Source organism: Microbacterium sp. AG238 (assembly GCF_003610405.1).
In the GTDB taxonomy this organism is placed as follows: domain Bacteria; phylum Actinomycetota; class Actinomycetes; order Actinomycetales; family Microbacteriaceae; genus Microbacterium.
This window is the reverse complement of record NZ_RAQC01000003.1, coordinates 25,295-37,788: the sequence shown is the minus strand read 5'-3', so window position 1 is coordinate 37,788 and position 12,494 is coordinate 25,295. Positions and strand designations below refer to the sequence as shown.

Below are 12,494 nucleotides of genomic sequence, written 5' to 3'. Positions count from 1 at the left end.
CAGAGACGAGCCGATGCCACGTTCAGATGGAAGGGCCGCGCTTTGGTCAGGCCTTGGGAATCTGTCCTCCAAGGGGCTCGCGTTCATCCGGAATCTCGTCCTCGCCGCGACGATCGGTACCGCACTCGTGGCCGATGCGTACAACGTGGCGAACAACGTACCGAACATGTTGTATCTCCTCCTCGGCGGTGGCGCGATCGCAACGGTCTTCGTACCCCAGATCACCCGGCTCGCGAGAGAATCTCAGCGACGAGCTGATGAATTCAGCACCCTCCTTCTCGTCGTCGTCACGGCGGCGGGGCTTGTTCTCGTCGTATCGCTGATCGCTGCGACCCCGCTGCTTGTCTCACTCTTCGGCGGTAGCGCCTGGAGCTCGGCGCAACGAGAGCTTGCGACCTCGCTGTCGTACTGGTGCCTTCCCCAGATCGTCTTCTACGCGATATACGCCATCCAGACACAGATTCTGAACTCGCGAGGGAAGTTCGTTGCTGCGGCATGGGTCAGCTCGGCGAACAGCGTTGTGGTCCTGGCGACATGCATTCCGATCCTCCTCCTCGGCAGTGTGAAGGCGTACGACCCGCTGAGTCTCACCACCGCAGACGTCACCCTGCTGGGTGCAGGCGCCTTGGCCGGCACAGTGGTGCAGAGCTTGCTCCTCGCCTGGGTTGCCGTCCGTTCCGGCTTCGCATGGAAGCTGCCGTCCTCGTTGCGCAGCCTGGGACTGCGGAGCACAGCCTCTATCGCCACTTGGACGCTGGTCGCCTCGCTCTGCTACCAGGTTTCGAGTCTGGTCGTCGTCGCCGTGACGGCAAGGGCTGGCTCGGAAGCGTCACTCCTGGGGGATAGTTCACGCGGCTACTCGGTGTACTACAACGCCTTCACGTTGGTGACCCTCGTGCAATCGATACTCATCGCGACATTCGGGAACATCCTCCTCGCCCGAATGGCCCACCATCGCGAGCACGATTCGCCGAATTTCGCGCTGAAGGAGTTCGAGGACACGCTCATCCGGGCAGCCGCACTCGTGGCACCCGTCAGCGGAGTCCTGGTTAGTCTCGGAGTACCGCTTACTTCTGTGCTTTTCACTCGGGGGAACACGACACTGGAAGCAGCGGCGTCCATCGGGGTCAGCGTTATGATCCTGGGGTTAGGTGTCATCCCTTACAGCCTGCACATGCTCATGATTCGGGGGTTCTACGCCTTCATGCTGCCGCGACCCCCGCTTGTGAGCGCGCTGGTCGTCAACGGGACGTGGATCACGGGCGCACTTGCCGCGCAGATATTCGCTCCCCCGATGCTGCGCGGTTGGTTCGTGGCGGCGGCCTTTGTCGCCGCCTACTGGCTCGACTTTCCCCTCAAGTTTGGACGCCTCCGCCGGCACCTCGGCTACCAGATGAGCGCAACGGCTCGACGCGGACTGATCCGACTCGGCGTCTCGACCGGGCTCAGTACTGCCATCGTCGCGGGTGGTGTGCTCATCTCCGCCGGGCAAGGTCCGCTGACGTATGGGCTTGCGGCGTCCCAACTCGCAGTGGGGGGCGCCGCGTTCGTCCTGATACATCTCGCCGCCACCTTCAAGTCGGGCGTCTCCGTCATCGACGTGGCACGTTGGCTCCGAGGCTGAAATCAGCGTTCAGTGACCCTTACCGCGTGACCTCGCCTCGCACTGCGCGTACCATCGGCGACGTGAAGACACGTGGACGCCTGGCACGACTGCGCTATCGCATGATCAGTACGACTCGAGGTCACGTCGCCGCAGCTCGCGCATTCGGTGTCAGCGTCGGCCGCGATTGTCGGATCTTGTCGAATATCGTCACTACGGAGCCATGGCTCATAGCTATCGGGGATCGCGTGACCGTGAGCAGCGGCGTTCAGTTCGTCACCCATGATGGAGCCGGATGGCTAGCGAGGGACCACAAGGGTCGTCGCTATCGCTATGCGCCCATACGTGTGGGCTCTGATGTCTTCATCGGCACCCGATCTACTCTGATGCCCGGCGTCGAGATCGGCGACCGGTGCGTAATCGGAGCAGGCTCAATCGTGACGGGATCGGTACCAGCGGGCAGCGTCGTCGCCGGCGTGCCGGCGAGGATCATCGGATCCTACGATGCATTGGAAGCTCGTATGCTCCGATGGCCGGCGCAGAGCGACCTCGGCTCGGGCTCCTACGAAGAGCAGGTGAACTCCGTTGTCGACCAGCAGATGCGGCCAATAGTCGGCCGCGCTTCCTGACCGACGCTCGAGTTCGCTTCCGATGGCGCGGCTAGCCCGTCGCCTCCGATATAGCCGACTCGAGAACCGGGGACAGCGTTCTCGAGAACGACGCAGTGAAGTGGTGAGCGTCGCGCCACACGACGAGGCCACCGGCCACCGTTCGCGCGTCGCCGTCATCCAGGAAAGCGGAACTGAGGTCGACCACTGTCGATGACGGAGTGCTCGCTACAGCGCGCCGCAGCACATCAGTCGAGGTGTTCAGACCGACGGGTTCGGATTCGCAACTCGCAGGGTCAGCCAGGGAGCCAAAAAGGCACAAGACGCTTTCATCAGAGATCTGCGGCGTGTCGACCATAGCGATGATATGCGTATCGTCCGGCACCGGTGCCCATGCCTCCGCGAAGCCCGTGGCGACCGCCTCCAAGTCCTGCACCGCAAGCGGACGGCTGTAGTAACCCGTCACAATCGCATCAAAATCGCCCGTCACCAGTTCGCGACTCAGCTGATCGTTCCAGCTGACGCAACTCGCATGCTCGATCGGGCCGCCCGAGTCCTGGTACGTGGACCAGCGGCAGCTCGACTTCAAGAACGTGACCAACTGCCAGCCCTGCTCGGCGGCCGCCCGCTCGAGCGCGGGGAACCACGAGGCCGCGTGCGAGTCGCCGACGAGAGCCACCCTGACCGGTGAGGGCCGACCCCAGCTGCAACTGATGAGACGCTCCTCACGTGGGCCCGCCTGGCACCCCTCCGAGTACACGGGCGGCAGATCATCCTCGGCGAGCACTGCGGGTGCGACCAACGGCTGCGGTCCACAATCGTCGCGCAATTCTACGCCCGCTCCGAGACAGCCGTCATCTGCGGCTAGCGCCGCGGCCCGTTCCGCGGACAGCTCGGCACGCAGACCGTGGTCGGCGTAGAGCAGACTCGAAGCCGCCAGAACGACCACGACCGTCGCGCCTGGCAGCACAACCAAGGCCTTCGGCGCCACTCTCAGCCGCGACGGGCTTCCCCCCGGCATCGCGGCGTCCTCAACGTACTTCTTACTCAGGATCGAGACTGGTATCGCTATCCCGAACAAGATAGCCGCGACGAGCGGTTGTGGCAGCGCGGCGTCAGCGCTGCGGATAGCGATGAAGGCGAACACGGCGATCGGCCAGTGCCAGAGATAGAGAGAGTAGGACGCGTCTCCGATGGCACGAAGCGGCCGCGCGTTGAGGATCGCCCCCACAGCTCCCTGATTGTAGGCCGCCGCGATCATCGCGCCCGCGCCCAGAACAGGAACGAGCGCAGCAGCGCCAGGAAACGATGTTTGCGCGTCGTAGACGAAAGCCGGAACTATCACCAGGACAGTTCCAGAAGCGAGAAGAACGAGCCTCAAGCGACGGTGGAGACCGTATCGAGACGTGAGCAGAAAAACTGCCGCCCCGACGGCGAACTCCCAGGCCCGTGTGACCGGGACGAAGTAGGCGGCCCCCGGGAATACGCCAGTCAACCCGATACTCGCGACGAACGAAATGGCAGCGACGACAACGATTGCGACGACGACAGCTTTACGCGGACGGCCCGCTCTCCGACCGAGGACGACCGCGCCCACCAGAAGAATCGGCCACAGAATGTAGAACTGTTCCTCCAGCGACAGAGACCAGTAGTGCTGAAGCGGCGTCGCCACACCGTCTTCGGCGAGGTAATCGACGCTACTGAGCGTCAGCGCAATATTCTGCACGTAGAGACTGGAGGCGACCGCCTGCAAAGCAGTCTCGCGCCACATGGTCTGTGGTGCGAGGACGGGGGTCGCGACAACTACCACCCCGATGACAACTATGGCCACAGGCAGGAGCCGCCGCGCGCGGCGAGACCAGAAGGCCCGAAACGAGAAGGTACCCGCCTCCATTGACCGCACGAGATGGCTGGTGATCAAGAAGCCGCTGATTACAAAGAACACATCAACGCCGACATAGCCGCCCCGGACCGGACCTTCGGGCCAAAAGTGGTATGCCACAACCAGGAGGACGGCCAGCGCCCGCAAGGCCTGAATATCGCCCCTGATCCTGGGCGCCTCCGGGGCAGGCACTGTCGTAGTCGCCACGTGTGCTTCTAGCTCAGCCGGTTGATGTCCACGACGCTCGACGCAGTCAGCCGCAGTTCACTCGCGATGGAACGAGTGTCGATGACGAGATCCCACTCAGTGGTGGATAGCTCATCCTGATCGATGAGCAAGTCCCGAACGAACGGAGAATTCGAGAGGACGCCGAGATTCTGCCCGACAAGCGCCTCGGGGTGGACATAGGGATCGAAAATCGAGAGGTGGTACCCGGCAGTGATCAGCATGCGCGCGAGATCTATATTGGGACTCTCGCGCAGATCGTCGGTTGCGTTCTTGAACGCCAGGCCGAGGAGTACAACCCTCGCACCGTGACGCAGATCACGGGTCGCGAGCTCGAAGAGAAACGCTTTATGCGACTCGTTCGACGGCAGTAGGGAGTCGAGCAGGTGCGTATGCCCCCCGACCTCGCGAGAGATGTACTGGAGAGCACGGACATCCTTCGGCAGGCAAGATCCGCCGAAAGCGCCGCCTGGCCGCAGGTAGTAGGGCGAAATATTGAGTTTGGTGTCTGCAATGAAGATCTCGTGCACTTTCGCTGCGCTCACGCCGAGCTTCTCGCATACCCGTCCGATCTCGTTCGCAAAAGCAGTCTTCACAGCGTGGAAAGAGTTATCGACGAGCTTTGTGACTTCACTCTCTCCGAACCTGGTGTAGAAGGTCGGCGCGTCGATTCCCTCATTCATGCGATCCATGACGGCGGACCGCAAGCCATCGCTCGTCCCCACGACGATCTTCGGCGGCGAGAAGAAGTCCTTGATAGCGCTCGACTCACGCAAGAACTCGGGATTGTAGACCAGCTCGACCAGGTCCGAACGATCGCGCAAGATCTCCTCGAAGATCGGAAGAATGAAGCCCTCGACCGTCCCGGGCTTGACGGTACTGCGAAACGCGACGGTGACCGGTCGGTCATTCGAAGAGATGAAGTGGGCGAGCTGACGCGAGACATCAGCGATGAAACTCATGTTGTGCGAGCCGTCAGCGGCGCTGGGTGTGCCAACGCACACGATCGCCAGTTCGGTATCGTCGGCGAGGGACGCAATCGTCGTGGATGCTCGCAGGAGACCCTGCCGGGTCGCCTCTTCAACGAGGTCCGCGAGGCCCGGTTCCGAGATCGGCGAGATACCTCGGTTGACGTCGTTCACCTTGGACTCGTTGGGATCGATCCCCGTGATGTCGTGGCCGCGACTCGCGAGACACGCAGCGGCCGTCATTCCGACGTAACCCAGGCCCAGCACAGCAATCTTCATGTCGGTTCCGATCAGTTCAGTGTTGCACGGCACCCACCGTCGGTTGACGCGAGGCGTATGGCGATCAGGTAAAGCTTGTCAAGTGGCCGCTTACTTGGACGGCCGCGGCGCGGCCGACAGCGCGGGGCTACGAGACTCTGCGAGACGCGCATATAGAGCGACGAGCTTGGGCGCCTGCGACTCCCAGCTGAGACTCTCCTCGAAGCGTGCACGGCCAGCCCGCCCCATCCGGTCTGAGAGCGCTCGATCACCGAGGACCCGCGCGATGGCCCTACTGAACGCGTCAGCGTCATTTGCTGGCGATGCGTACAGAGACGCCTCCCCAGCTGAGAACCGTCCTTCGCGCAGATCGAACTGCACGATGGGCTTCCCCAGGGCCATGTACTCGATGATCTTGTTCATCGTAGACAGATCGTTCATCGGATTGACTTCGTCCGGGTTAACGCAGACGTCCGCATCCGACAACACGCTCTGCATGTCTTCATCACTGAGGCGGCCGTGAAACTCAACCCGATCAGCGAGGCCACGTTCTCGGACCATCTCCTCGAGGCGAGGTCGATCAGGTCCCGATCCGACTAGCGCAAGGTGGACGTCGAGCCCCCGCCGCACAAGACTCTCGACTGCTTCGATGAGGTACTCGATTCCCTCCTGGCGCCCCATCACACCGAGATAGCCGATCAGATGGTTGCGACCCCGATGCCAATCTCGCTGGTCTCGCTTTGAATCGGCCCACGCGAGCGGTGGCCCGGATCGGATCACGGTGGTCTCGTCCTCGTTGAAACCGCCGCGCTTCATAGCGATCTCGCGATAACTCTCGTTCGTGGCGATCACATGACTCGCGTGCTTGTAAGTCCTGGCCTCAAAATACTTCGCCACCGCAACGAAGAACCTACTGAGCGGCATTTTCTTGGCACGCACGAGTTCGGGTCCGAGGTCGTGCTGATCAAAGACGAGCACGCTCCGGTCGCGCCTCGCGGCTGTGGCAGCAACCAGATACAGCAGGTCCGGCGGGTTGCAAAAGTGGACGATATCGAATGCGCTACGACGCCGGTGCCGCTCGAAGGCAGCCCTCATCCTCCTCAGCGAGGTCGTGTACTCATTGAGGTAGCCGAGGGCGCCGCTAGCCTCGCGCGGCATCTGATACCTGGTGACTGTGATGCCATCGATCTGGAAGTCTCCGACAGGGTGGCGGTCGTCACTCGGACAGATGACGGTGACATCTGCACCGGCTGCGCGGGCCGTCGTTGCCTCCATCCACACTCGCCGATCAAACGGCACGGGGAGGTTCTGCACGAGGAATGCGATCCTGGTACCGCTCAACGTAGTCACGGGACGATCCTAGGGAGTTCGCGGTGGTCGTCAGAACCCGCACACCGCAGAACGACACGGTCGACTGGTCGACTGCAGCCCGCCTGAGGCCGCCGACGCAAGCGCTGACCGAAAAGTCGAGTGGCCGAAGCGATCGACTCGCTCCGGCCACTCCCCCCCCCCCCCCCCCCATCTGAGTCGCTTATCCCCTACTCACCCTGCCCCGCAGAGCGGGCCCGCCGCGAGCGAGACACCATCAGCACCGCCGCTCCGATCGCGAGCATGAGAAGCGCAGACCCGGTCGCCCACCACACGATCACGTCGCCGCCCGGCACACCGGTGGCCGCGAGATCTCCGGGGTCACCCACGTCACCCACCGTGACCTCCCGCGCGGTGAGCGTGTTCGTCAGCGTCACCCCGACGACCGTGCCGTCACCGATCGGCACGGTCGCGGGGCTGAACGCCGGGGCCTCCCACGTCGCACCTTCGATGTCGGCGGGCGCGAGCTCGGTGAGCGTGACCTGCGCCCCGTAGGGCAGCTGCGGGCTCGTGACGGTCTCACCGGCTCCGACCGTCAGCTCGCCTTCCGCGGCACCGAAACCGACGCCGGCGGCGTAGGCGTAGTGCACGGTGAACTCGGCATCCGCGGGAACCCGACCGGCGGCGCTGCCCTCGACCACCTTGTGAAGCGAGAACGCACCCGTATTCAGCTCGATGAGGTTGGTCAGGGTGATTCGCGCGGTCTCGTCCTGCACGACCGTGAACGTGTTGCCCGGCTCGAACGCCGGCGCCGCCCACGTTCCTCCGGCGATCGCGACCGGTTTCTCGCTGAGCGTGACCTCGGCACCGGCGGGCGCGGTGACGGTCACGGCATCCTCGTCCGCGGCGACCGCGACCGTTCCCGACCCTGCCTCGATGCCGAGCTCGCTGTTCGCGGGCCAGGCGTAGTCGACCTCGAACGTGCGGTCGACGACCAGGTCGGCGGCGTCACCGGTGAGCTTCTTCTCGATGGCGAAGTATCCGACGTCGCGGGCGATCACGTTCGTCGCGGTCACGGTCGTTCCCACCGAGTCGGCGCCGATGGTCATCGTCTGCGGCGAGACCGTCGACCCGGTCCACGTGCCACCGGGCACATCGGCCGGTGCGGTCTCGGCGAAGCTCACCTCCGCCCCCACGGGCAACGCGGGAAACTCCACGACCGACCCGTCGGCGGGCAGCGCGACCGACGCCGAGCCGGCCTCGATCGCGAGGTCGGGGTTCGCGGGCCACGACGCGGTCAGCTCGAACGCGGTGCCCTCCGGCATCCGCATCCCGTCGGGGTTGTCGAGGTTCTTCCGCGCCTGCACGGTCTGCGTCTGCAGCGTCGCGGCGTTCGTGAGGGTCACCTCGACCGGGGTCGTCGAGTGGGTCGCGGTGAAGGTGAACGAGCCGTCTCTCAACGCCGCGACGGGAGCGCCGGCGACCGTCAGCGCCGCGGAGCCGTCGACGTTGCTCGGCCACGGGTCGACCTCGGTCAGCGTCACGGTCGAACCGGCGTAGATGTCGGGACTCGTGTACGACCAGTCGTTACCTGCATCGAGCGTGATGGTGCCCGATGTGGGGGCGGGGATGCCACCGGGGTACGCGATCGTGTAATCGACCCGGATGCCGGCGGGCGGCATGACACCGGCGTCGAGGTCGAAGGTCTTCTGCAGCTGGAAGCGGGCGTAGTTCTGCCCGATCGCCGAACCGCTGCTAGTGATGCGGGTCGCGGTCGCGTCCACCACGTTCACCGCGCCACCGATCGCGACGGTCGCCTCGTTTGCATACTCTCCCGGCCCCGACACGCCCTTGCCGCCGTCTTCCGCGATGACGTCCCAGTTCACCTGGTACACCGATCCGGTGAGCGCCACCGCGTTCTCGGCGGCATCCTGGCCCGCGCAGCCCGTGCCGGCGGCCGTGACGAAGCGCACCTCGTGGCCGCCGTCGGTCACGGTGTACTGCGAGCGGTCGAGATCGGCCCACACCAGCGACGGCTTGTTCCAACGGTCGGTCACCACGCAGCTCGCGCGCTGCACCTTGGGTGAGCCCTCGACGAGGGTGAACGGGTTGTCGGCGTCGAACTGGTCGGTGACGGTCACCGTCTGTCCCGCGGCGAGCGAGAGACCCCCGTCTTCCGACCGGATGCCGTCACCCCGGGTCGGCACACCGACCCACCAGTGCACGGTGTCGTTGGCGTTGTCGTACCAGCCGCTCTTCCACGGAGCCCACACTCCCGCGTAGTCGCAGTTGCCGGCGCAGAAGCGCGAGGCGATGTTCACGGGAGGGGTCGTCACGCCACCCACCGTGAACGTGACGCTCGGAAGGGTCTCGGTGTTCTGGAGATCGACCTGCGCGCGGATCTGGAACTCACCCCGGATGTCGATCGGGTGCGACCGCACGTAGTCATCGTCGACATCGCATTCGACGCGGCTCGCCTGCACGGTGCACGTGCCGTTTCCGATGCTGAAACGGGTGGCCTGCCCGATGAGCTCTGACGGCAGGTCGAACCCGACACGCAGGGGCGGTGTCGCCGGCGACTCGCTGGCGTGCCAGGTCGCCCTGAGCGTCTGGACGGACTGGTCGTGGAACGTGTCGTTCGCGAACTCGACAGTGTCGAGCACTGCCGACGAGCCCGCCGCCACTGCCGGCGCCGCACCTCCCCACATCCCGACGGCGAGCACGACGACGGCGAGCGCTGCGCTCACCACGCCCCTTCGACGCAGGCACACGCCTGCCGCAGCATGTTCCATGGTTCCTCCCGTGGCGCGCGGGGATGTCGCCCCGAGCGCATCGTCCGTCTCGTCGCCTTCCGTCGGCGCCGACGATTTCGCCACGCTCGTAGCGAGGCACGTACCACCGTCGCAGTCGGCGAACGCGCGAGAATCACCCGAGCCCGCGACGTACTCCCGCTGCGTCGGATTTCACCCGGGGACTAGTACCTCTCGCGCCACTTACGGCGCGTGCGTGGGTGCCTTCGGACCGAGGATGCCGAGCTCGCGTGCCACCTCGCAGGCGGCACGGCGTGACGTCACACCGAGCTTGCGGTGGATCGACTGCAGTTGAGCCTTCACCGTGGAGGGTGAGACGAACAGTGCCGCTGCGACGTCGCGGGTGCTGCCGTGCCGGTCGACCGCGGCGAGCACGACCTTCTCGCGTTCCGTGAGCTCGACCGCCGCCGGCCGGGCGGCAGCGCGGGCACGCCCCGGCGTCTTGAGGTAGCGCTGCAGCACCGACGCGTTCCTCCGCGCGGCGAACTCCCCCAGCGCGAGCCGATCGCGTGGGGGCAGCAATGCGACGTGCATCCGCGCCCCGTAGTGGTCGGATGCCAGGGCGGCTGCTCCGAGCCAGACCCAGGCCCGGTCTTCGTCGCCGACGCGAAGGGCGGCGATCGCCCCCGCCGTCTGAAGCTCGGCGCGCGACCGGATCGTATGACCGGACCGTGCGAGCTCGACCTCGACCCACTCGCGGGCGGCGGCATCACGGCGCTCGGCGAGCAGCCACATGGCGCGCGCGTATGACAGATACAGGCTGTCGCTCGGCTGCGACTCGAGCGCCTCGGCGGCGCTGCGGTGGTCGCCGGCGGCGAGCCAGGCCAGCCCGAGTGCTGCGTGCAGCTGCTGGGTGGCAACGTTCTCACCCACCCCGGGCTGGTCGCCTCTCGCGAGTTCGGCGCGCACGCGTTCGGCCTCCGCCGCAGCGAACCCCTTGCCGTGCCAGACGGCGAGGCCCGTCGCGGTGACGAGCGGCCAGCCCTCCGACTGGGGCACGATCGGGGTGAGCTTCAGCTGCCGCGCCGCACCGCGGAAGTCGAGCGCATCCAAGCTGATCCAGGTCTCGGTCAGACTGGTCATTCCCTGCGAGGCGACGCGTCGGGTGTCGAAGGGCCAAGCGGTGCGGTCGAGGGTCGCGAGCAGCGTACGGGCCCGCACGGTGTCGCCGCCCGATGCGGTCATCGCGGCGGCGATCACGGTCGACGAGTTCCGCGACGCCGGATTCGAGCACGCCGCCGCCGCTCGGGCCACCACCGACAGGGCCTCGGACGACCGTCCGCCCTGCCAGAGCGACAGGCTCAGCTGCCGCAGCATCCCGGCGAGGTGCTCTCCGAACCTCGAAGCGACGGCGGGATCGATCCGATCGACCGCCTCGACGGCACGCGCGCTCAGCTCTGCCGAGGCGCTGCCGTCACCGCGCAGGCGGAGAATCATCGCACGCACGCTCATCCGAGTCGGGTCATCGAGCTCGGGGGCGAAGTACGTGGGGTACGACGGCGCGTCGAGCACCGCCTCGAAGACACCGGCCGCCTCGCGCCACCGCAGCGGGTTCGCCGAGAGCGCGAGCGCGAGCCCGAAGGCCAACATCGGATGCCGGGGCAGAACCTCTGCCGGCACGCGCTGCAAGACCGGCAGCAACGTGTCGTTCGGATGGTTCTCGGTGCTCGCCGCCGCGAGGTGCGCGACCACCCGGTCAGCGAGCGTCCAATCTCCGCCCTCGATGGCCATCTCGAGAGCGGTTTCGAGAGCCGTCTCGAGAGCCGTGCCGCCGGCGAGCATCGCATGCGCCGCCTCGACGCATGTCCGGCGATACCGGTCGGCGTTGCGACGGGCACGAGCGCGGAACGCATCCCTCACGGTCTCGACGTACTGGAAGACCCGTCCACCAGACGCATAGGGCGTCCACCGGCCGAGGCCTTCGCGTTCGAGCGTGGCGAGCAGCGACTCCGCATCCGGGTTCCCGCTCAGCCTGCCGGCGAGCGCGACATCGAGGAACGGGACGACGGCGGTGTCGGTCATGAACGCGACCAACTCAGGATCACCCAGCGATGAGTCGATGCGCTCGGCCACGACGTCGTTCCACTCACTCGAGTCCAGATGAGGGATGTGGCCGACCTCCGAGACCGCGTGGACGGCGGCATGAACCGCGAGCGCGAACCCGCCCGTCGCGGCGACGATCTGACGGGCGACCCGCTCGTCGGCGATCCCCGTCTGCTCGCGCAGGAGCGTGGCCGCCTCGCCGACGGTGAGCGCCAGCTCGCTTCGGGAGATGACCCGTGTGATCCCGTCGTCGAACGCAGCGGCCGACAGTGCCGTCTCGCCTCGCGTCGCGACGATGACGCGCAGCATCGGATGCATCGTGAGCAGACGGATGAGATCACGATCGATCTGCCCCGACATCTCGCCGAGCCGCTCGTATGCGTCGAGCACCAGCACGGCCGGCCGATCGAGCATGACCAGACGCCGGGATGCCTCGATCGGATCGGTACCCGATCGCACGAACGACCTCGCGCGCGCGACGGCGTCATCGGTGAGAAGCCCGACCCGCGCCGCAGCGGCGATCACCCGGCGCCACAGCATCCGTCCGTCGGTGACACCCGCCGGAACCGTGACCCAGACGACCCGTGCGGAATGCTCCGAGCGCAGCGCCCACGTGCGCGCGAGCGTCGTCTTGCCCGCCCCGGTCGGTCCCTGCACGATGCACAACCGCACCAGCGGCGACTCGAGCACGCGCGTCAGCCGCGGCCGATCGGGCACACCGGTGTGCGGATCGTTCTCCGCCGACCCCGTCGAGCTCCGAAACACCCCGCCACCCCGTTTCGTCCTATC

7 protein-coding genes are annotated in these 12,494 nt (G+C 66.0%); 2 read left to right on the top strand and 5 right to left on the bottom strand.

Translation table 11 applies throughout. The features are described from left to right. The first annotated feature begins 13 nt into the window (after nt 1–13). On the top strand, nt 14–1,624 hold the full coding sequence (gene murJ, locus DEU36_RS15370; RefSeq protein ID WP_120265217.1) for a murein biosynthesis integral membrane protein MurJ: 1,611 nt from the start codon (nt 14–16) through the stop codon (nt 1,622–1,624). Nucleotides 1,625–1,686: 62 nt separating this feature from the next. After that, the gene (locus tag DEU36_RS15365) at nt 1,687–2,232 is read left to right on the top strand and encodes an acyltransferase (protein WP_147374449.1); all 546 of its coding nucleotides are present in this window, start codon (nt 1,687–1,689) and stop codon (nt 2,230–2,232) included. 31 nt (nt 2,233–2,263) lie between these two features. Here the strand turns inward: DEU36_RS15365 and DEU36_RS15360 are convergent, their stop codons facing one another. From DEU36_RS15360 to DEU36_RS15340, 5 genes are all read right to left on the bottom strand, one after another. Next, nucleotides 2,264–4,300, bottom strand: coding sequence for an acyltransferase family protein (locus tag DEU36_RS15360; protein ID WP_120265215.1), 2,037 nt, complete (start codon nt 4,298–4,300; stop codon nt 2,264–2,266). Between the two features lie 8 nt (nt 4,301–4,308). Further along, nucleotides 4,309–5,565, bottom strand: a complete 1,257-nt coding sequence (locus DEU36_RS15355) for a nucleotide sugar dehydrogenase (RefSeq protein WP_120265214.1) — start codon at nt 5,563–5,565, stop codon at nt 4,309–4,311. 90 nt (nt 5,566–5,655) lie between these two features. Then, the gene (locus DEU36_RS15350) at nt 5,656–6,894 is read right to left on the bottom strand and encodes a glycosyltransferase family 4 protein (RefSeq protein ID WP_220700951.1); all 1,239 of its coding nucleotides are present in this window, start codon (nt 6,892–6,894) and stop codon (nt 5,656–5,658) included. Between the two features lie 188 nt (nt 6,895–7,082). Then, nucleotides 7,083–9,599 carry a DUF5979 domain-containing protein gene (locus DEU36_RS15345; protein ID WP_147374448.1) on the bottom strand — a complete coding sequence of 839 codons (2,517 nt, stop codon included), beginning with the start codon at nt 9,597–9,599 and terminating at the stop codon, nt 7,083–7,085. A gap of 246 nt (nt 9,600–9,845) precedes the next feature. Next, nucleotides 9,846–12,422, bottom strand: coding sequence for a LuxR C-terminal-related transcriptional regulator (locus DEU36_RS15340; RefSeq protein ID WP_147374447.1), 2,577 nt, complete (start codon nt 12,420–12,422; stop codon nt 9,846–9,848). Between the last annotated feature and the right edge of the window lie 72 nt (nt 12,423–12,494).

Coding starts and splice junctions, on each gene's coding strand:
- murJ (WP_120265217.1), top strand. CDS start 14: ATGCCACGTTCAGATGGAAGGGCCGCGCTTTGGTCAGGCCTTGGGAAT.
- DEU36_RS15355 (WP_120265214.1), bottom strand. CDS start 5,565: ATGAAGATTGCTGTGCTGGGCCTGGGTTACGTCGGAATGACGGCCGCT.